At 73.2% G+C, this 19,067-nt stretch carries 19 protein-coding genes; 14 read left to right on the top strand and 5 right to left on the bottom strand.

Features of this window, described 5'->3' with window-relative positions:
- The first annotated feature begins 78 nt into the window (after positions 1-78).
- From OG594_RS25155 to OG594_RS25135, 5 genes are read left to right on the top strand one after another with little or no spacing between them, the layout of a single operon-like run.
- On the top strand, positions 79-990 hold the full coding sequence (locus tag OG594_RS25155; RefSeq protein WP_266603429.1) for a Rossmann-like and DUF2520 domain-containing protein: 912 nt from the start codon (positions 79-81) through the stop codon (positions 988-990).
- Positions 987-1,979, top strand: a complete 993-nt coding sequence (gene panC / locus OG594_RS25150; protein WP_266603427.1) for a pantoate--beta-alanine ligase — start codon at positions 987-989, stop codon at positions 1,977-1,979. The genes OG594_RS25155 and panC overlap by 4 nt, the downstream gene beginning before the upstream one ends.
- The gene (locus OG594_RS25145) at positions 1,976-3,727 is read left to right on the top strand and encodes an L-aspartate oxidase (RefSeq protein WP_266603425.1); all 1,752 of its coding nucleotides are present in this window, start codon (positions 1,976-1,978) and stop codon (positions 3,725-3,727) included. Before panC ends, OG594_RS25145 begins: the two co-directional genes overlap by 4 nt.
- A gap of 2 nt (positions 3,728-3,729) precedes the next feature.
- A complete protein-coding gene (gene nadC / locus OG594_RS25140; protein ID WP_266603423.1) occupies positions 3,730-4,698 on the top strand; it encodes a carboxylating nicotinate-nucleotide diphosphorylase in 969 nt (322 codons plus the stop codon).
- Positions 4,699-4,701: 3 nt separating this feature from the next.
- Positions 4,702-5,511: a type III pantothenate kinase gene (locus OG594_RS25135; protein ID WP_266603421.1), complete on the top strand. Its 810-nt coding sequence runs from the start codon at positions 4,702-4,704 to the stop codon at positions 5,509-5,511.
- 48 nt (positions 5,512-5,559) lie between these two features.
- Here the strand turns inward: OG594_RS25135 and OG594_RS25130 are convergent, their stop codons facing one another.
- Positions 5,560-5,769 carry a hypothetical protein gene (locus OG594_RS25130; protein WP_266603419.1) on the bottom strand — a complete coding sequence of 70 codons (210 nt, stop codon included), beginning with the start codon at positions 5,767-5,769 and terminating at the stop codon, positions 5,560-5,562.
- Positions 5,770-5,967: 198 nt separating this feature from the next.
- Between OG594_RS25130 and OG594_RS25125 the strand changes: the two genes are divergently transcribed.
- Together OG594_RS25125 and OG594_RS25120 are read left to right on the top strand one after the other, a co-directional pair.
- On the top strand, positions 5,968-7,095 hold the full coding sequence (locus OG594_RS25125) for a DUF5937 family protein (protein ID WP_266603416.1): 1,128 nt from the start codon (positions 5,968-5,970) through the stop codon (positions 7,093-7,095).
- 232 nt (positions 7,096-7,327) lie between these two features.
- Complete coding sequence (locus OG594_RS25120) at positions 7,328-8,878, top strand: M28 family metallopeptidase (protein WP_266603414.1); 1,551 nt, start codon at positions 7,328-7,330, stop codon at positions 8,876-8,878.
- An 88-nt stretch (positions 8,879-8,966) separates the two neighbouring features.
- Here OG594_RS25120 and OG594_RS25115 read toward each other — a convergent pair whose 3' ends face one another.
- Positions 8,967-9,911, bottom strand: a complete 945-nt coding sequence (locus OG594_RS25115) for an SAM-dependent methyltransferase (RefSeq protein ID WP_266606573.1) — start codon at positions 9,909-9,911, stop codon at positions 8,967-8,969.
- A gap of 154 nt (positions 9,912-10,065) precedes the next feature.
- Here OG594_RS25115 and OG594_RS25110 point away from each other — a divergent pair, with 154 nt between their 5' ends.
- Entirely contained in the window at positions 10,066-11,268 is a 1,203-nt protein-coding gene (locus OG594_RS25110; protein WP_266603412.1) for a sensor histidine kinase, read from the top strand.
- Positions 11,269-11,285: 17 nt separating this feature from the next.
- Positions 11,286-11,960 carry a response regulator transcription factor gene (locus OG594_RS25105; RefSeq protein WP_266603410.1) on the top strand — a complete coding sequence of 225 codons (675 nt, stop codon included), beginning with the start codon at positions 11,286-11,288 and terminating at the stop codon, positions 11,958-11,960.
- 90 nt (positions 11,961-12,050) lie between these two features.
- On the opposite strand, the gene OG594_RS25100 is transcribed toward OG594_RS25105, so the two are convergent.
- Both OG594_RS25100 and OG594_RS25095 read right to left on the bottom strand, forming a co-directional pair.
- A complete protein-coding gene (locus tag OG594_RS25100) occupies positions 12,051-13,337 on the bottom strand; it encodes a PH domain-containing protein (protein WP_266606572.1) in 1,287 nt (428 codons plus the stop codon).
- Between the two features lie 203 nt (positions 13,338-13,540).
- Entirely contained in the window at positions 13,541-14,032 is a 492-nt protein-coding gene (locus tag OG594_RS25095) for a PH domain-containing protein (RefSeq protein ID WP_266603407.1), read from the bottom strand.
- 31 nt (positions 14,033-14,063) lie between these two features.
- On the opposite strand from OG594_RS25095, the gene OG594_RS25090 reads away from it, so the two are divergent.
- The 5 genes from OG594_RS25090 (at position 14,064) to OG594_RS25070 (ending at position 18,131) form a co-directional block, all read left to right on the top strand.
- A complete protein-coding gene (locus tag OG594_RS25090; protein ID WP_266603405.1) occupies positions 14,064-15,206 on the top strand; it encodes an NADH-quinone oxidoreductase subunit D in 1,143 nt (380 codons plus the stop codon).
- Positions 15,207-15,243: 37 nt separating this feature from the next.
- A complete protein-coding gene (locus OG594_RS25085) occupies positions 15,244-16,092 on the top strand; it encodes an arylamine N-acetyltransferase (RefSeq protein WP_266603403.1) in 849 nt (282 codons plus the stop codon).
- A gap of 29 nt (positions 16,093-16,121) precedes the next feature.
- Complete coding sequence (locus OG594_RS25080) at positions 16,122-16,337, top strand: hypothetical protein (RefSeq protein ID WP_030727007.1); 216 nt, start codon at positions 16,122-16,124, stop codon at positions 16,335-16,337.
- Between the two features lie 132 nt (positions 16,338-16,469).
- Positions 16,470-16,721 carry a hypothetical protein gene (locus tag OG594_RS25075; protein ID WP_266603401.1) on the top strand — a complete coding sequence of 84 codons (252 nt, stop codon included), beginning with the start codon at positions 16,470-16,472 and terminating at the stop codon, positions 16,719-16,721.
- Between the two features lie 120 nt (positions 16,722-16,841).
- Positions 16,842-18,131, top strand: coding sequence for a S9 family peptidase (locus OG594_RS25070; RefSeq protein ID WP_266603400.1), 1,290 nt, complete (start codon positions 16,842-16,844; stop codon positions 18,129-18,131).
- A gap of 6 nt (positions 18,132-18,137) precedes the next feature.
- Here OG594_RS25070 and OG594_RS25065 read toward each other — a convergent pair whose 3' ends face one another.
- Positions 18,138-19,025, bottom strand: a complete 888-nt coding sequence (locus tag OG594_RS25065) for an NAD(P)-dependent oxidoreductase (RefSeq protein ID WP_266603398.1) — start codon at positions 19,023-19,025, stop codon at positions 18,138-18,140.
- Positions 19,026-19,067: the final 42 nt, after the last annotated feature.

Raw genomic sequence — 19,067 nt, 5'->3', positions numbered from 1 at the left:
GGCCAATTGCCCCAGGAGCTAGCATGGCGGCGTATCGTCCGGTACCCCCGCGGACTGGAACGGAAGGGCCTCCCCCGCGTGAATCCATCACAGCAGCCACGCCCTGCCCGGCTCGCCGTCGGCGTCGTCGGTGCCGGCCGCGTCGGTCCCGCGCTGGCGCGTGCGCTCCAGCAGGCCGGGCACCGGCCCGTCGCCGTCTCCGGAGTCTCCGACACGTCCGTGCGCCGGGCCGAGCGGATGCTGCCCGACGTGCCGCTCGTACCGCCCGCGCAGGTGCTGGAGCTGGCCGACCTGGTGCTCCTGACCGTCCCCGACGACGCGCTGCCGTCCCTCGTGGAGGGCCTCGCCGACACCGGCGCGGTCCGGCCCGGACAGCTCCTGGTGCACACCTCCGGCCGGTACGGGACCTCCGTGCTCGACCCCGCGCGCCGCGCGGGCGCCCTGCCGCTGGCCCTGCACCCGGCGATGACCTTCACCGGCACCGAGGTCGACGTGCAGCGGCTCGCCGGCTGCTCCTTCGGGGTCACCGCCCCCGAAGAGCTGCGCCTGGCCGCCGAGGCCCTGGTCATCGAGATGGGCGGGGAGCCCGAGTGGATCCGGGAGGAGGACCGTCCGCTCTACCACGCGGCCCTGGCCCTCGGCGCGAACCACCTGGTCACGCTGGTCGCCCAGTCCATGGAGCTGCTGGCCAAGGCCGGGGTGGAGCACCCCGACCGGATGCTCGGCCCGCTGCTCGGCGCGGCCCTCGACAACGCCCTGCGCTCCGGTGACGGCGCCCTGACCGGGCCGGTGGCCCGCGGGGACGCCGGTACGGTCAGGGCGCACGTCTCGGAGCTGCGCCGGCACGCGCCCGCAGCGGTCCCCGGTTACCTGGCGATGGCCCGTACGACCGCGGACCGGGCCCTCGCGCACGGTCTGCTCAAGCCCGAACTCGCCGAGGACCTGCTCGGCGTGCTCGCCGACACGGAGTCCGACGGGGGCGACCAGTGACCGACCTGCTGCTGCACACCGCGGAGGAGCTGCACAAGCTGTCGCGCACCGGCCGCCGGGCCGTGGTGATGACCATGGGCGCCCTGCACGAGGGCCACGCCACCTTGATCCGCACGGCCCGCGAACAGGCCGGGCCCGAGGGACAGGTCGTCGTCACCGTCTTCGTCAACCCGCTGCAGTTCGGGGCGGGCGAGGACCTCGACCGCTACCCCCGCACCCTCGACGCCGACGTGGCGATCGCCGAAGGGGCGGGTGCCGACGCCGTGTTCGCCCCGGCGGTCGACGAGGTCTACCCGGGCGGCGACCCGCAGGTGCGGATCAGCGCCGGCCCCATGGGCGAGCGCCTCGAAGGGGCCACCCGCCCCGGGCACTTCGACGGAATGCTCACCGTCGTCGCCAAGCTGCTCCACCTCACCCGCCCCGACCTGGCCCTCTTCGGCCAGAAGGACGCGCAGCAACTGGCCCTGATCCGGCGGATGGTGACCGACCTGAACTTCCCCGTCGAGGTGGTCGGCGTACCGACCGTCCGCGAGGAGGACGGGCTCGCGCTGTCGTCCCGCAACCGCTACCTCTCCGCCGCGGAGCGGCACACCGCCCTGGCCCTGTCCCGCGCCCTGTTCGCCGGCCGCGACCGGCTCGCCGCGCAGGCGGCGCTGCGCGCCCGCGCCGAGGCCTCCCCGGCCAGCGACGAGCGGGCCACCGCCCTGGCCCGCCTCGGCGAGATCCGTGCCTCCGCCGACGCGCACGCCGTCTCGGCGGCCGGCGCCGGTCTGCCGGACGCCGTACGGGCCGCCGCGCTGCACGTCCTGGACGAGGCGGGCCGCCACGAGCCGCCGCTCGTGCTGGACTACCTGGCGCTGGTGGACCCGCTGGACTTCACCGAGACCGGTCAGGACTTCACCGGGCAGGCCGTGTTGGCCGTGGCCGCGAAGGTGGGCTCGACCCGGCTGATCGACAACATCCCATTGGAATTCGGAGCACACTCGTGAGCACCCCAGGCAGAGGCATCCCGTCGGACGGGGCAGGCGAAGGCACCGGCATACGGCTGCACGCCCCGGCCCCCGGCTGGTCCCTCGACGCCGACGTCGTGGTCGTCGGTTCCGGCGTGGCGGGCCTGACCGCCGCGCTGCGCTGCGCCGCCGGGGGCCGCCGTACCGTCGTGGTCACCAAGGCCCGGCTCGACGACGGCTCCACCCGCTGGGCCCAGGGCGGCATCGCCGCGGCCCTCGGCGAGGGCGACACCCCGGAGCAGCACCTCGACGACACGCTGGTCGCCGGTGCGGGCCTGTGCGACGAGGAGGCCGTCCGGCTGCTCGTCACCGAGGGCCCCGACGCGGTACGGCGGCTGATGGCCACCGGCGCGGTCTTCGACACCTCCACGGAGACCGGCGAGATAGAGCTGACCCGCGAGGGCGGGCACCACCGCCGCCGGATCGCGCACGCGGGCGGCGACGCCACCGGCGCCGAGATCTCCCGGGCGCTCGTCGAGGCCGTCCAGGCCGCGGGCATCGAGACCGTGGAGAACGCGCTCGTGCTGGACCTGCTGCAAGACGCGCAGGGCCGTACGGCCGGTGTGACCCTGCACGTCATGGGCGAGGGCCAGCACGACGGGGTGGGCGCCGTGCACGCGCCCGCCGTGATCCTCGCGACCGGCGGCATGGGCCAGGTCTTCTCCGCCACCACCAACCCGTCGGTGTCCACCGGTGACGGCGTGGCGCTCGCGCTGCGGGCCGGCGCCGAGGTCTCCGACCTCGAATTCGTGCAGTTCCACCCGACGGTGCTCTTCCTCGGCCCGGACGCCGAGGGACAGCAGCCGCTGGTGTCGGAGGCGGTCCGGGGCGAGGGCGCGCACCTCGTCGACGCGGACGGCGTGCGCTTCATGCAGGGCCAGCACGAGCTCGCCGAGCTGGCGCCGCGCGACATCGTCGCCAAGGGCATCATGCGCCGCATGCAGGAGCAGGGCGCGCAGCACATGTACCTCGACGCCCGGCACTTCGGCGCGCAGATGTGGGAGCAGCGCTTCCCGACCATCCTGGCCGCCTGCCGTTCCCACGGCATCGACCCGGTGACCGAGCCCATCCCGGTGGCGCCCGCCGCGCACTACGCGTCCGGCGGCGTCCGCACCGACCTGCACGGGCGGACCACCGTCCCCGGCCTGTACGCCTGCGGCGAGGTCGCCTGCACCGGTGTGCACGGCGCGAACCGGCTGGCCTCCAACTCCCTGCTGGAGGGTCTGGTCTTCGCCGAGCGGATCGCCGAGGACATCGTCGCCGAGCGGCCCGCGGGCAGCGGCCCGGGCATACCGGTCCCGGCGACCGGCCCGCTGCAGCCCGGCGCGGCCCGGTACGAGGTCCAGCGGATCATGACGGAGGGCGCGGGCGTGCTGCGCTCCGCCGACTCGCTCAGTGCCGCGGCCGACGCCCTCGAAGCGCTGTACGCCACCGCCCTGAACGACCTCGAAGCGCACGGCAAGACCGCCGAGCCGGGCGTGGACACCTGGGAGGCCACGAACCTGCTGTGCGTGGCGCGGGTCCTGGTCGCCGCCGCGCAGCGGCGCGTGGAGACCCGCGGCTGCCACTGGCGCGAGGACCACCCCGAGCGGGACGATGCCCACTGGCGCCGCCATCTCGTCGTCCGGCTCTCGGCGACCGAGAAGCGCGCCCTGGTCGTCGTACCCACCGACTCCGCGGACTTCCCGTCCGTGCACCCCCTGAGCACCCCGAGCCTGGAGCAGTGACCGTGAGCACCCCCGAACTTCCCCTGATCGACCAGAACGACGGCGGCTGCGGCGACGACTGCGCCTGCGGCGACGGCGAGGAGAGCGGCCTGGACCCGGCGCTGGCGCAGCTGCTCGCCGACGCCGGCCTGGACCCGATCGAGGTCGAGGACATCGCGCACATGGCGCTGTCCGAGGACCTGGACGGCGGCGTGGACGTGACGACGGTGGCGACCGTGCCGGAGGAGGCCGAGGCCGTCGCCGACTTCGTCGCGCGCGAGGACGGTGTCGTGGCCGGTCTGCGGATCGCCGAGGCCGTGTTCTCCGTGGTCTGCACGGAGGCCTTCGAGGTGGAGCGGCACGCGGAGGACGGCGACGCCGTCCAGGCCGGGCAGCTGCTGCTGTCCGTGCGCTCGCGCACCCGTGACCTGCTCACGGCGGAGCGCAGCGCGCTGAACATCCTGTGCCGGCTGTCGGGCATCGCGACGGCCACCCGCCGCTGGGCCGACGTGCTGGAGGGCACCTCGGCGAAGGTCCGCGACACCCGCAAGACGACGCCGGGCCTGCGCTCGCTGGAGAAGTACGCGGTGCGCTGCGGCGGCGGCGTCAACCACCGGATGTCGCTCTCGGACGCGGCGCTGGTCAAGGACAACCACGTGGTGGCGGCGGGCGGCGTCGCCCAGGCCTTCAAGGCCGTGCGCGAGGCCTTCCCCGAGGTCCCGATCGAGGTCGAGGTCGACACGCTGGAGCAGATCGGCGAGGTCCTGGAGGCCGGCGCCGACCTGATCCTGCTGGACAACTTCACGGTCGAGCAGACCGCGCAGGCCGTGGCCCTGGTGGCCGGCCGCGCGGTGCTGGAGTCCTCCGGCCGCCTGTCCCTGGACACCGCCCGCGCGTACGCGGAGACCGGCGTGGACTACCTGGCGGTCGGCGCGCTGACCCACTCCTCGCCGATCCTGGACATCGGGCTCGATCTGCGCGAGGCGGTGTAACCCGTGCTCCTCACCATCGACGTGGGCAACACCCAAACGGTCCTGGGCCTGTTCGACGGTGACGAGATCGTCGAACACTGGCGCATCTCGACCGACCCGCAGCGCACGGCCGACGAGATGGCCGTGCTGATGCAGGGGCTGATGGGCATGCACCCGATGCTCGGCAGCGAGCTCGGCGACGGGATCCACGGCATCGCGATCTGCTCGGCGGTGCCGTCGGTCCTGCACGAGCTCCGCGAGGTGACCCGCCGCTACTACGGCGACGTGCCCGCGGTGATCGTGGAGCCGGGCACCAAGACGGGCGTGCCGATCCTCATGGACAACCCGAAGGAGGTCGGCGCGGACCGCATCGTGAACGCGGTCGCGGTGGTCGAGCTCTACGGGGGCCCGGCGATCGTGGTCGACCTCGGTACGGCGACCACCTTCGACGCGGTGTCCGCGAAGGGCGAGTACGTGGGCGGGGTGATCTCCCCGGGCATCGAGATCTCGATGGACGCGCTCGGCGTACGGGGTGCCCAGCTGCGGAAGATCGAGCTGGCGCGGCCGCGCAACGTGATCGGGAAGTCCACGGTCGAGGCGATGCAGTCGGGCGTGGTCTACGGCTTCGCCGGGCAGGTCGACGGGGTCGTGACCCGGATGGCGAAGGAGCTGGCCGGACCGCACGGCGACCCGGACGACGTGCGGGTCATCGCCACCGGCGGGCTGGCTCCGATGGTGCTGGGCGAGTCCTCGGTGATCGACGACCACGAGCCGTGGCTGACGCTGATCGGGCTGCGGCTGGTGTACGAGCGCAACGCGCCGAATTTCGTGTAGTGCGGGCGGAGGGGTCCCGGGCCGGGCCGGGCTCGGGGCCTCGCCGGATCAGCACGCCCGCGGGCGGACGAATATCCGGCGCAGGGCGGCGCGCCAGGGGTGGCGGCCCGATCTGCCGTCCAGGACGGCGCGGGCCTGTTCGTACGAGCGGAGCGAGCGCAGGACGGCGACGTCGTCGCGCCCGGGCGGCGGGGGCATCGGGGCGCCCTGCTGGGAGGCCCGGTAGGTGTCGATCATGTACTGCTCGATTGCGGTCATGACCCAAGCCTCACCCCGTCGGCGGCGTTGCGCACGACAATTAACGTTCCCCGTCAATCGACGGCTCGTAAGCGCCCCCGTGGCCATAAACGATCACTCGTCCGGCCGTCGCGCCGGGCCGTCCGCGGCCACCCGTACGGCGGGGCCGACAGGCCCGTCCCGGCGTGCCCGGCGTGCGCGGAACGACAGAATGGCCTGATGAGCGTCACGATCGACATCGCAGGCCTGCCCATCGAGCGGATCACTTTCGCGCCCTCTCCGCTCGCCGAGCTCTGCATGGCCCTGCACGCGCTCTCCCAGCCCGCGCACCACCCCGGGCTGACCTCCTGGACCACCGCCACCGCCGCCTCGCTCGATCCGTGCCTCGCGGACCGGCTGCTGGAGGCCGACTTCATGTGGCGGAGCTCGTTCTCCGACATCTTCATGCCCTTCGCCGGGCTGCCCGGCGGAACCGGGCAGCCGGCCGCGACGCTGGCCGAGGCGCTGGACGTGCTCGACCGCCTCGACGACGAGCGGTTCGTGCGGGCCGCCCTGGAGCAGTGCTGGCTGGCCCTCTACAACGAGGGCGGCCCGGCCTCCTCGCCGCTGGCGAACCCGGCGGCGCGGGCCAAGGCGCTGGAGACGGCCGCCGCCCGCGGCCCGCGCCAGCTGGACTTCTCCATGCGGCTCCTCGACGACACGGCGGCCGTCCGGGTGTGGATGCGGCGCCTGCTGGAGGACTGCGACGAGGCCTTCTTCGCCGAGACGTGGAAGCGCGTGGAGCCCGGGCAGAGCGCCGACGCCCGGCACAAGACGGAGGTGCTGCGCCGCAAGGGGCTGCCGACCGTGCTGAAGGAGGTCTCGGCGGCGCTGAGCGTCGACGAGGGCGGCACCACCATCACCGCCGACAAGATGGTCCACGGATCGACGACCGCGACCGATCCCCGAATAGGCGCCGGCCTGGTCTTCGTACCGACCAACTTCGGCTGGCCGCACCTGCTGGTGCTGCACGCGCCGGGCTGGCGGCCGGTGGTCCACTATCCGCTCGGCTCCCCCGAGCTGGCTTCCGAGCCCGGCTCGGTGGAGTTGCTCCAGCGGCGGATGGAGGCGCTGGCGCACCCGATGCGGATGATGCTGTGCCGGAGCCTGGCGCGGGCCCCGTTCACGACGGGCGAGCTGGCGACCGTGTACGGGATCACCGCGCCGGAGGTGTCGCGGCACCTGGCCGTCCTGAAGAAGGCCGGCCTGATGCACACGCGGCGCCAAGGCCGCTACGCCCAGCACCAGTTGAACCTGCCGGCGGTCGCCCGCATCGGATCGGACTTCATCGAGGGCATCCTCCGCTAGGGCCAACCGGCGGGCGATTGGCTTGATTTGGGCGGCCCAGACTCACCGATATACGGAATTCATAAACCGGAATCGGCGAAAACTCTGGCCATGGTGGCCACTTGCTGTCTAACGTGCGTCCACCGATCCCCCACGTAACGCGCACCACTTCTGCAAACGCGCTCCACGACGCTCCGCCTCGCTGTGCCCTGCTCCGCCCTGCCCTGCTCGCCTTTGCCGTGGAAGGACCTTCATGCCCTCACGTCGTATAGCCGCAGCAACCGCCGCCCTGGCAGCCGCAGCCCTCGTCTCGCCGCTGCTGCTGGCCGGACCGGCCGGCGCCACCGGAAGCCCGCAGAGCGACGCCGCCCGGGGTGACGCGCTCGCCAAGAAGCTGGTCAAGGAAGCGACCGGCAAGGGCGCCTACAACCACCTCAAGGTCCTGCAGTCGCTCGCCGACTACAACAACGGCAACCGCGCGGCCGGATCCAAGGGGCACGTGCAGTCGGCCAAGTACGTCGAGGCCGTGATGAAGGCGGCCGGTTACAAGGTCACCAAGAACGAGTTCGACTTCGTGTACGTCGAGACCATCGAGGAGAAGCTGACGGTGGGCGGCGCGAACCAGCGCGACGTACCGATCCACCTGATGTCGTACACGGCCAACAGCCCCGAGGGCGGTGTGACCGCCGGCGTCGCGGTCGCCCCGGTCGACGCGGACGGGACCAACGGCTGCGAGCCCGGCGACTTCGCCTCCGGCACCTTCACCGGCAAGATCGCCCTGGTCAAGCGCGGCGGCTGCACCTTCGCGGCGAAGCAGGCCAACGCGGCATCGGCCGGCGCGGTCGGCGCGATCATCTACAACAACACCGCGGGCGCCCTCAACGGAACCCTCGGCGACCCGAACGCGGGCAAGATCCCGACGGGCGGCATCACCCAGGAGGACGGCGAGAAGCTCGCCGCCGAGGCCGCGGCCGGTCCGGTCGAGGTCACCCTCGACATCCGGCAGCTGCGCGAGAACCGCAAGACGTACAACGTCATCGCCGAGACCAAGGGCGGCGACGAGAACAACACCGTCTTCCTCGGCTCGCACCTCGACTCGGTCGCGGCCGGCCCCGGCATCAACGACAACGGTTCCGGTTCGGCCGGCATCCTCCAGGTCGCGCAGCGCCTCGCGAGCAGCCAGTCGAAGATCAAGAACAAGGTCAAGTTCGCCTGGTGGTCGGCGGAGGAGTTCGGCCTGCTCGGCTCCGAGGCGTACGTCGCCGGGCTGACGGACGCGCAGAAGAAGCAGATCAAGCTCTACCTGAACTTCGACATGATCGCCTCGCCGAACGCCGCGTACTTCGTCTACGACGGCGACGACTCCGACGCGACCGGCGCGGGCCCCGGACCGGAGGGCTCCGCCCAGCTGGAGAAGGGGATCAACGACTTCCTCGACTCGAAGAAGATCCCGCACGAGGGCACGGACTTCTCGGGCCGCTCGGACTACGGCCCCTTCATCGAGGTGGGCATCCCGTCCGGCGGTACCTTCACCGGCGCCGAGGGCATCAAGACCCCGGAGCAGGCCGCGAAGTTCGGTGGCCAGGCGGGCGTCGCCTACGACGTGAACTACCACGGCAAGGGTGACGACATCACCAACATCGACCAGAAGGCGCTCGACATCAACGTCGACGTCATCGCGGACGCGGTCGGCCACTACGCCTTCGACCTGGCCCCGCTGTCGAAGCCGGTCGTCTCGCAGCCGACCGACGGCACGGGCAGCGGCGGCGGCCTGCACCAGGGCCACGACGAGCTGACGCAGTAAGCACGCGAGCAGGTCGACAGGAGGGCCGGGATCCCGCAGCGGATCCCGGCCCTCCGCGCGTCTGCCCGGCGGCCGGGGGCCTCGTCGATCAGGCCCGGCCCGCGGCTCCCGGCCACGACGGGGCCGGGATGCCGGCCGGCTGGACCAGCCAGCCGAAAGCACCCAGCCCGGCGCGGTCCGTGAGCTCCGCCGCTTCACCGGCCGAGGACAGGGCCCGTACGTAGGCCAGCGGGTCCGTGGAGGCCAGGGCCAGCGGGGGCCGGGCGCCCGAGACGCCGAGCGCGGCCAGGGCTTCGCGCTGGGTCAGCAGGACCGCCCCCGGCCCCGCGCAGGAGTCCAGGGCCACGTGGGCGGTGACGTCGCAGGAGCCGTCCGGCACCGGCGGGACCTCCCGGCCGCCGCGAAAGCCCGTCAGGGTTCCGTAGGGGGGCCGGGCGCCCCGGGTGTGGGCGTAGTCCACCGCCACCGCCAGGCCCCGCTCCAGGGTCCCGGCGGCGGCCGCCCAGGCCTCGTCGCGGGCCCGGCCGATCTCGGCGCGGCCACCGCCGGGCCACCACCGCTCCAGCCAGGCCCGGTCCGCGCCGTCCAGCGGCCCGCCCGGGCTCTCCGTACCGTCCGGGGCGACCAGCACGTAGTGCCCGTCCTCGGCGACCTCCAGCGGCACGTTGTCCAGCCATTCGTTGGCGAAGAGCAGCCCCGTCGTCCCTTCGGGCGGGGCCGCGACCCAACGGATCCGCGGGTCGAGCCCGGCGGGCCGCTCCGCCCGTTCCACGGCGTACGGGCGCACCCGCGCGGCCGTCTGCGGCTCCAGCGCGGCGAGCACCCCGGCCAGCAGCTCCCCCCGCCCGGCCCCGACGTCGACCAGGTCCAGCCCGGCCGGGTGCCCGAGCTCGGCGTCCACCCAGCGCAGCAGCCGGGCCACGGCCGCGGCGTACAGCGGCGAGGCGTGCACGGAGGTACGGAAGTGCCCGGCGGGTCCCGGCCCGCCGGGCCGCACGTAGAAGCCGTCGGGACCGTACAGCGCGGCCTCCATCGCACTGCGCCACCGGACCGGAGTCACGCATTCACCCTGAGAGCTCACCGGACAAAGGCTATGCTTCCGTCCACCTTGGGGAGTACGCCCCCGGCGTCAGGTTCGAACCTCTGGTTGACTCCAGCACCTATCTGCGTTCCCTACTCTGGGTTACGTGCAGCGCCTCTACGACTTCCTCCGCAGACACCCGACGGGCGTCGACAGCTTCTGGGCTGTCTTCCTCTTCGGGATCGGGATGCTGCAAGTCGCCGGCGACAGCTTCAGCAGCACCACCGCACGGCTGCTCGCCGTCCCCGCGGTGGTCGCGATGGGCGTCGTGGTGGCCCTGCGCCGCAAGTGGACGCAGGCGATGTTCTGGCTCGCCGTCGCTACCGGCGTCTACAAGCTGATCACCCATACCGAGGTGAACAACGCCGACCTCGCGATGCTGATCATCCTGTACACGGTCGCCGCCTCCGCCGAAATCTCGCGCCGGATGTCCCGTACCGCGTTCGCCATCGGCTTCCTCGCCTCCCCCCTGTACGCCCTGCGCTTCCAGGTGGACAAGGGCGACTTCCGCGACAACGTCCTCTTCACGCTGTTCGCCATGGTCCCCTTCGCCCTCGCCTGGGTGCTGGGCGACTCCCTGCGCACCCGCCGGGCCTACTACGCCCAGCTCGTCGAGCGGAACCAGCGCCTGGAGAACCAGCGCGAGGCCCAGGCCAAGGTGGCCGTAGCCGCCGAGCGCGCCCGGATCGCCCGCGAGCTGCACGACGTCGTCGCGCACAACGTCTCGGTGATGGTGGTCCAGGCGGACGGGGCGGCGTACGTCATGGACGCGGCCCCCGAACAGGCCAAGGAAGCCCTCCAGACCATCTCCGGCACCGGGCGCCAGGCGCTGGCGGAGATGCGCCGGCTGCTGGGCGTCCTGCGCACCGGCGAGCCGCAGGAGTCCGAGGACTACGTGCCCCAGCCGGACGTCGAGCAGATCGAGGTCCTGGTCGAGCAGGTGCGGACGGCCGGGCTCGCGGTGGACTTCGAGGTCGAGGGCGCGCCGCGGCGGCTGCCCAGCGGGGTCGAGCTGACGGCGTACCGGATCGTGCAGGAGGCGCTGACCAACACCCGCAAGCACGGCGGCCCCGGCGCGAAGGCCAGCGTCCGGCTGGTCTACTTCGACGACGGGCTCGGCCTGCTGGTCGAGGACGACGGCCGGGGCGCGGCCCACGAGCTGTACGAGGACGGCGGCGCCGACGGCGCCGGGCACGGGCTGATCGGCATGCGCGAGCGGATCGGTATGGTCGGCGGAACCCTGGACGCGGGGCCGCGGCCCGGTGGCGGCTTCCGGATCAGCGCGCTGCTTCCCCTGAAGAAGAGATGACGAGGTCGAGGTAACTGATGTCCATCCGCGTGATGCTGGTCGACGACCAGGTGCTGCTGCGCACCGGTTTCCGTATGGTGCTCGCCGCCCAGCCGGACATGGAGGTGGTCGCCGAGGCGGGAGACGGCCTGGAGGCGCTGGAGGTGCTGCGGGCCACGAAGGTGGACGTGGTGCTGATGGACGTCCGGATGCCCCGGCTGGACGGGGTGGAGGCGACGCGGCGGATCTGCGAGCCGGAGGAGCACCCGAAGGTGATCATCCTGACCACCTTCGACCTGGACGAGTACGCCTTCTCGGGCCTGAAGGCGGGCGCGAGCGGATTCATGCTGAAGGACGTCCCGCCGGGCGAGCTGCTCGCGGCCATCCGCTCGGTGCACAGCGGGGACGCGGTGGTGGCCCCGTCGACGACGCGGCGCCTGCTGGACCGCTTCGCGCCGATGCTGCCGACGACCACGCAGGAGCCGCAGAACAAGGAGATCGAGCGGCTGACGGAGCGCGAGCGCGAGGTCATGCTGCTGGTGGCGCAGGGCCTGTCGAACGGCGAGATCGCGGCCCGGCTGGTCCTCTCCGAGGCGACGGTGAAGACCCACGTGGGCCGCATCCTGACCAAGCTCGGGCTGCGCGACCGGGTCCAGGTGGTGGTCCTGGCGTACGAAACGGGCCTGGTCCGCGCGGGCGGCGGCGCGGCTTAGGGCGTGTCCGCAAAGTAGCGCCGGCCGCCCGAAGGGCGGGCCCCGCGGCGTCCGGTGCCGTGCGTGGCGGGGCGGGCGGGCTTTCCGGGGCTACGTCATCCAGCGGTCCGGACGGGCCGCGGCCCGGGAGGTGCGGGAGCGGGCGGCCTGGTCGTGCAGCAGGGTCGCGGCCTCCGGCTCCGGGCGGAGCCGGGCCGTGACCGTGCAGTTCGCGCCGGTGTCCACGTGGACGTCGGCGACGCCGCGGGCGCGGGCCCACGGGCCCTGCGTGAGGCGGACGCTCTGCACCTTGGCGTGCGGGACGATGTCCGTACGCCGGCACAGGCGGCCGTGCCGGGCGGCGAACACCTCCGGGGAGAGCGCCAGGGCGTAGCCCTTCCACCACACCGGGACCACCCAGCGGGACCCGGTCCGCGGGGAGCCGGAGAAGGACAGGGCAGCCAGGTCCACCCCGGGCAGCACCCGGGCGACGACGGCGGTGGCGGCGTCCCGCGAGGCCACCGGGACCAGGACGGCGTTGTTCGAGCCGGCGACCTTCAGCTCGACGCGGACCAGGCCGCGCCGCCGCCACAGCAGCGGCTCCACGATCCGTACGTTCTGCACGCGCCCCGGCGGCACGGTCTCGTGGGCCCGGTCCAGCAGGCCGTGGTCCAGCCGCAGCCCGTCCGGGGACTCGGCGACCCGCCAGTCGTACTCTGTGAGGAAGCGGCCCGCGGTGCCCGCCCAGACCGCGCCGAGCATCGGGAGCACGGAGACGAGGGCCGCCCACGGGCTGGAGCTGAGCCACCACACGACGACCGGCACGGTGAGCCCGGGGACCAGCAGGGCCCAGACGCCCAGGTTGAGCAGGAGCGACACGACGAGCTCGCGCGGGGTCACCCGCAGCAGTTCGCGGTCGGGGGCCTCGCCCAGGCTCACGGCCTCCTCGGGGGCGAAGCCGGCCGCGCGGGCGAGGAGCTCGGCGCGCAGGGCGACGGCCTCCTTCTCGCCGAGGAAGGACAGCTGGTCCTTCTCCTCGGTGCCGATGACGTCGAGCCGGAGGCTGGCGACGCCGGTCAGCCGGGCCAGGAGGGGCCGGGTGACGTCCACGGCCTGGAGCCGGTCGAGGCGGATGTGCGCGGTGCGGCGGAAGAAGAGCCCGCTGCGGATGCGCAGTTCGGTGTCGGTGATGGCGTAGTGGGTGAACCACCAGCTCAGGAATCCGTAGGCGCCGAAAACCATGATCAGGCCCGCCACCGCCGCCACCCGCAGGAGGGCGGACAGGTCGGCCACCCATCTCCCGGCCTGGTCGCCCTGCTGGGCGATCACGCCGACGGTCGCGGCGATCGGCACCCAGGCGCGGCGCAGCGGGGTGAAGGGGTGCAACCGGCGCTCCACCGGGCCGCCTGCGGCGAGCTCGGCGGGGGTTTCCCCACGTACGGGCCCGGGCGCGTGAGCGGGTTCCGCGGCGGACGGCTCACCAGCGGATGCTTCGCCGGCGGCGGGCTTCGCACGCACGGGGTCGTCTGCCGCCGACGGCTCGGGTGCGGTGTGCGCGTCGCGTGCCTCGGGGCGGGGGGCCGAGCCCTGCGGGCCGGGGCTCACAGGCCCGCCGACCTTGCCTCGCCGAGGGCGGTGAGCCGGTCGCGCAGCCGCTCCGCCTCGGCCGGCACCAGCCCGGGGATCTTGGCGTCGGTGGCGGCCGCGGCCGTGTGCAGCTGTACGGAGGCCAGGCCGAAGCGGCGCTCCAGCGGGCCGGAGGTGACCTCGACCAGTTGCATCCGCCCGTACGGCACCACGGTCTCCTCCCGCCACAGCACGCCCCGGCTGATCAGCAGGTCGTCCGCGCGCTCGGCGTACCGCCAGGACCGCCAGTTCCGGCCGAGGAGCACCCAGCCCCAGGCCAGGACCGCGAGCCAGAACGCACCCAGGGCCGCCCACGCCGCCCCGAGCGTCAGCCCCAGTACGACGGCGGTCACGACGGCGAGCAGCACCGTCCACATCAGCAACAGCGTCCGCCGCAGAGTGAGCAGCCCGCCCGGCAGCCCGACCCATGCGGGTCCGCCCGTCTCACCCATCGTCCCCGTTTCCATGCGTCCACCCTAGGGCTGAGACAATGCCCGCATGACGGAGACCACGGTCGGTATCGGCGGAGCGGCGGAGAGCACCGACATGGTGCTCAACATCGGCCCCCAGCACCCTTCCACGCACGGCGTGCTGCGCCTGCGCCTCGTCCTGGACGGCGAGCGGATCGTCAGTGCCGAACCGGTGGTCGGCTACATGCACCGCGGTGCGGAGAAGCTCTTCGAGGCCCGCGACTACCGGCAGATCGTGATGCTCGCGAACCGCCACGACTGGCTGTCCGCGTTCTCGAACGAGCTGGGCGTGGTCATGGCCGTCGAGCGGATGCTCGGCATGGAGGTCCCCGAGCGGGCCGTGTGGATGCGGACGCTGCTGGCCGAGCTGAACCGGGTGCTGAACCACCTGATGTTCCTCGGCTCGTACCCCCTCGAACTGGGTGGGATCACCCCGATCTTCCACGCGTTCCGCGAGCGCGAGGAGCTCCAGGCCGTGATGGAGGAGATCTCCGGCGGCCGCATGCACTACATGTTCAACCGCGTCGGCGGCCTCAAGGAGGACCTCCCGGCCGGCTGGCTCGGCCGGGCCCGCGCCGCGATCGCCGACGTCCGGACGCGGATGGACGTCTACGACAAGCTGGTCCACGGGAACGAGATCTTCCGCGCCCGCACGCGCGGGGTCGGCGTCCTGTCCGCCGAGGCGGTGCACGCGTACGGGGTCTCCGGCCCGATCGCCCGCGCCTCCGGCGTCGACTTCGACCTGCGCCGCGACGAACCGTACCTGGCCTACGGCGAGCTCCAGGACGTCCTGAAGGTGGTCACCCGCACCGAGGGCGACTGCCTGGCCCGCTTCGAATGCCTGCTGGACCAGACCCACAACGCGCTCGACCTGGCCGTGGCCTGCCTGGACCGGATGGACGACCTCCCGCCGGGGCCGATCAACCAGCGCCTGCCGAAGGTCCTGAAGGCGCCCGAGGGGCACACGTACGCCTGGACCGAGAACCCGCTCGGCATCAACGGCTACTACCTCGTCTCCAAGGGGGAGAAGACCCCGTACCGGCTGAAGCTGCGCAGCGCCTCGTACAACAACATCCAGGTTCTGGCCGTACTGCTGCCGGGCCAATTGGTGGCCGACATGGTGGCGATCCTGGGCTCGCTCTTCTTCGTCGTCGGCGACATCGACAAATAGCCCGTCCCGCGGACATGTCCGGATCTAGTCTGTCCACATGATCACTGGCATATACACCGACTACCTGGCCCGGATCGGCATCACCGAACCCGGATCCCCCTCCGTCGAAGGGCTGTTCGCGCTCACGCGGGCCCATCTGGAGCGGATCCCCTTCGAGAACACCGAGATCCAGCTGGGCCGGCCGCCGGGCATCGACCCCGAGCTGTCCGTGCGCCGCATCGGCGCCGGGCGCGGCGGCTACTGCTTCCACCTCAACGGCGCCTTCGCGGCGCTGCTGGAGCACCTCGGGTACGACGTGACGCGCCACTTCGGGGGCGTGACGGCGGATCGCGAGTCCGAAGAGGTGAGCGGGGACCATCTCACCCTGACCGTACGGATCGACGGGGAGGCCTACTTCGTGGACGTCGGCCTCGGCGACGGCCCGCCCGAGCCGCTGCCGCTGCGCGAGGGCTCGTACGAGCGGGGCTTCCGGTACGGCCTGCGGCCGCTGGGGAGCGCGGACGGGCCCGACACGGGCTGGAGCTTCCTCAACGAGAGCTCGCCCTTCCCCGCGATGAACTTCCGCTCGGCCCCCGCGACCATGGCCGACTTCGAGGACGAGCACCTGCGGCTGTCCACCGCCGAGGACTCCCCCTTCCTGCGGTCCTTCTTCATGCTGCGGCGCAACGGCGAGGTCATGAACCGGCTGCACGGCAAGGTCCTGCTGACCCTCGACCCGCAGGGCGGACGCGACAAGCGCGAACTGGCCGGACCGGAGGAGCTCTTCGAGGCCATGTCCACGGTCTTCGGGCGTGAGCTCGACGACCTGACGGCGGCGGACCGGGCGGCGCTGTGGGCCCGGATCGAGCGGGCGCACGAGGCGTGGCTCGCCTCCCAGCAGGACTGATGTCGGTGCGGCAGGGCAGACTGGGCGGCATGTCCCACTCTCCCCGCCGGGCCTGCCCCTCCTGCGGTCGCGACTGCGCCGTCACCGCCGGACGGATCGCCCGCCACGATCCGCCCTCCGGGCGGGGACGCGGCGACCTGGTGTCGTGCCCCGGATCCCGGGCCCGGGTGGTGCTCGGTGCCTCGGCGCCGACCCTGGACGGCTTCGTCCTGTCCGAACACCCCGGACAGCTACCGCTGTTCTGAGGACCGGGAGGGCCGGGGAGCGGGCAAGCGGGCGAGCCGGGGGCTGACGAGCTGCGGAGCTGAGTACGGGGGCCGCGCGGGCTGGGTGCCCGCGCGGATCCCCGTACGGCGGCCCCGCGGCACCGTGGTGGCATGACCCGGAAGCCACTACCCGCCACCGTCTGCGCGTCCCGGATCCGGTCGCGCTCGGTGCTCGCCGCCCTGCTGTTCCCGCCCGCCCTCCTCGTCATGAAGGTGCTGGTGCTGACCACCGACCGGGGCGGCCGGTGCTTCGTGAACGACACCGGGTGCGCGCCCTTCCCGGTCGGCGCCTTCGGGGCGCTGCTCGCCGCGCAGGTGGCGCTGGAGGCGGTGGCCGTACTGCTCGTCGTGGCCTTCCCCTGACCTTTCCCTGACCTTTCCCTGACCCCGGCGGACTCCCCCGGCCGACCGGGGGATATCCCCCTCGGCCGACGGGTGTTGCCGGGATGTCGGGGCGCGGCGGGCGTCCGTAGCGTTCCCGGCATGACGATCACGCAGCACAGCAAGCAGCTCCGCGGGCAGTGGCTGCGGCGCGGCGCCGCAGCCGTGGCCCTCGCCGCCGTACTCGGCGGGATCGCCGCCCCGGCGGCGCTGGCCGCGCCCCCCGCACGGGCCACCGCGTCCGCCGTGTCCGCCGCGTCCGCCGCGTCCGCCGCCCGGGGCGACCTGCTCTCCGTCGTCCCGCTGGACACCCTCGACCGCGACCAAGTCGTCGCCGAACTCGGCACGCTGGGCATCGACCCGGCCACCGTCCGGTACGGCGTGCGCGCCTACCGGCTGACCTACGCCACCGTGGACCCGCAGGGCCGGCCCACCACCGCGACCGGGCTGTTCGTCCTGCCGCGCGGCGGCCCGCACCGCCCTGACCTGGTCTCCGACACCCACGGCACGGTCGCCACCCGCGACGACGCCCCGTCCGGCGGCCCCGGCTCCAACCGGCTCACCCCCTATCTGCACGCCTCCGCCGGCCGGGCCGTCGCCGCACCCGACTACCTGGGCCTGGGCGGCGGCCCGGGCAGCCACCCGTACATGGACACCCGGTCCTCGGTCACGGCCTCCGTCGACATGCTGAAGGCCGCCCGCACGGCCGCCGACCGGCTGGGCCGCCCGGTCAGCCGGGACGTGTACGCCACCGGCTTCTCCCAGGGCGGCCAGGTGGCGATGGCCCTGGGCCGCGAGCTCTCCCGCGGGCGGGACGGCCTGCGGCTGCGGGCACTGGCCCCGATGGCCGGACCGCACGACCTGCTCGGCACCGAGTTCCCCGGGCTCACCGACGGCCGGGTCGATCCGCGCGTCGGCGTCTTCTACCTCTCCTACTTCCTCACGGCCCAGAACCGGCTCCACCCGCTCTACGAGGACCCGGCCGAGGTGTTCCGCGCGCCCTATGCACAGGCTGTGGAGGGCCTGTTCGACGGGAGCCACCCGTTCCAGGACATCGTGGCCGCGCTCCCGGCGACGCCGCAGGAGCTGCTGACCCCGCAGTGGGTCGAGAACATCCGGAGCCCGCGCGGGGCCCTGCTGGAGGTCATACGGGCCAACGACGGCGTCTGCGACTGGAAGCCCGCCGCGCCCGTACGCCTCTACGCGGGCGGTGCCGACACGGACGTCCCGGCCGCCAACTCCCGTGCCTGCGCCGCCGATCTGGCCCGTCACGGGGTCCGGGCGAAGGTCGTGGAAGCGGGCCCGGACGCCGACCACACGGCCACCGCGGTCCGCTCGGCGCCGCAGGTGGTCCGCTGGTTCGACGCGATCCGCCAGGGCCGGTCCAGCTAGGCGGTTCTAGGGCTTGCCGCCCAGCAGGCCGATCAGGCGCGAGCTGCTGTCCGCGCCGAAGCCCGCCTCGACACCACGCCGGTAGAGCTCGGCGTGCGCGGCCAGGATCCCGGTGTCCACGCCGGAGTCCGCGGCCGTGCGCAGGACGTGCTCGACGCTCGCGGCGCACATCGCGAGGCGCTCGTGCTCACCGCCGTGCTCGTCGGCGTCGATCAGCGGGGTACCGCCGGTGTAGAAGCCGCGCATGGTGTCGGCCGTGTAGCCGGCGTACGGAAGGATGTCGGTCGCCGTCAGCCCGTTGGCGCGGGCGACGGCGACCGCCTGGTACCAGCCGGTGTAGGCGGTCCAGAAGAGGATCATGTTGAGCTGGTAGTAGAGCTGCGCGTGGCCGGGGTCGGCACCGCGGTAGTCGGTGGCGGCGAGCAGGTCGAGCGCGGCGCGGTGCTCCTCGTAGACCTCGTGCGGGCCGCTGATGAAGATCGATGACCCCTCCTGCCCGATGCCGGTCGGCGGCACGTTGACCCCGCCGGTGAGGTAGCCCGCCCCGCGCTCCGCGGCCCACCGGGCGGCGGAGCGGGCCTTGTCCGGGACGTCCGAGGACAGGTTGACCAGCACGCGGCCGCCGAGGTCGGTGTCGCCGAGCGTGCCGTACATGGCTTCGACGTCGATGAGGCTGAGCACGGTCAGCCGGCTCGCGGCGACGGCTTCGGCGATGCCGGCGGCGCGGCGGGCTCCGCGGGCGACGAGCTCGCCGTCCTTGCCCGCGCTGCGGTTCCACACGGTGACCTCGTAGCCGGCGTCGAGATAGGCGGCGGCCATGGCGCGGCCCATCGGGCCGAGCCCCACGACGGTGACCTTGGCGTCCCGGGCCCGGGTGGTACGGATCTGGTTCATGACGGAGTTCTCCCCCAACGCATCGTCTAGAACGAACGCTCT

This window comes from Streptomyces sp. NBC_01214 (assembly GCF_026340975.1).
Classification (GTDB): Bacteria; Actinomycetota; Actinomycetes; order Streptomycetales; family Streptomycetaceae; genus Streptomyces.
The sequence above is the reverse complement of the archived record's forward strand: the minus strand, read 5'-3'. Positions and strand labels throughout refer to the sequence as shown.

Coding starts and splice junctions, on each gene's coding strand:
- OG594_RS25120 (WP_266603414.1), top strand. CDS start 7,328: ATGCCCTCACGTCGTATAGCCGCAGCAACCGCCGCCCTGGCAGCCGCA.
- OG594_RS25090 (WP_266603405.1), top strand. CDS start 14,064: ATGACGGAGACCACGGTCGGTATCGGCGGAGCGGCGGAGAGCACCGAC.
- OG594_RS25065 (WP_266603398.1), bottom strand. CDS start 19,025: ATGAACCAGATCCGTACCACCCGGGCCCGGGACGCCAAGGTCACCGTC.
- OG594_RS25085 (WP_266603403.1), top strand. CDS start 15,244: ATGATCACTGGCATATACACCGACTACCTGGCCCGGATCGGCATCACC.
- OG594_RS25075 (WP_266603401.1), top strand. CDS start 16,470: ATGACCCGGAAGCCACTACCCGCCACCGTCTGCGCGTCCCGGATCCGG.
- OG594_RS25125 (WP_266603416.1), top strand. CDS start 5,968: ATGAGCGTCACGATCGACATCGCAGGCCTGCCCATCGAGCGGATCACT.
- OG594_RS25105 (WP_266603410.1), top strand. CDS start 11,286: ATGTCCATCCGCGTGATGCTGGTCGACGACCAGGTGCTGCTGCGCACC.
- OG594_RS25130 (WP_266603419.1), bottom strand. CDS start 5,769: ATGACCGCAATCGAGCAGTACATGATCGACACCTACCGGGCCTCCCAG.
- OG594_RS25115 (WP_266606573.1), bottom strand. CDS start 9,911: ATGGAGGCCGCGCTGTACGGTCCCGACGGCTTCTACGTGCGGCCCGGC.
- OG594_RS25095 (WP_266603407.1), bottom strand. CDS start 14,032: ATGGAAACGGGGACGATGGGTGAGACGGGCGGACCCGCATGGGTCGGG.
- OG594_RS25080 (WP_030727007.1), top strand. CDS start 16,122: ATGTCCCACTCTCCCCGCCGGGCCTGCCCCTCCTGCGGTCGCGACTGC.
- OG594_RS25070 (WP_266603400.1), top strand. CDS start 16,842: ATGACGATCACGCAGCACAGCAAGCAGCTCCGCGGGCAGTGGCTGCGG.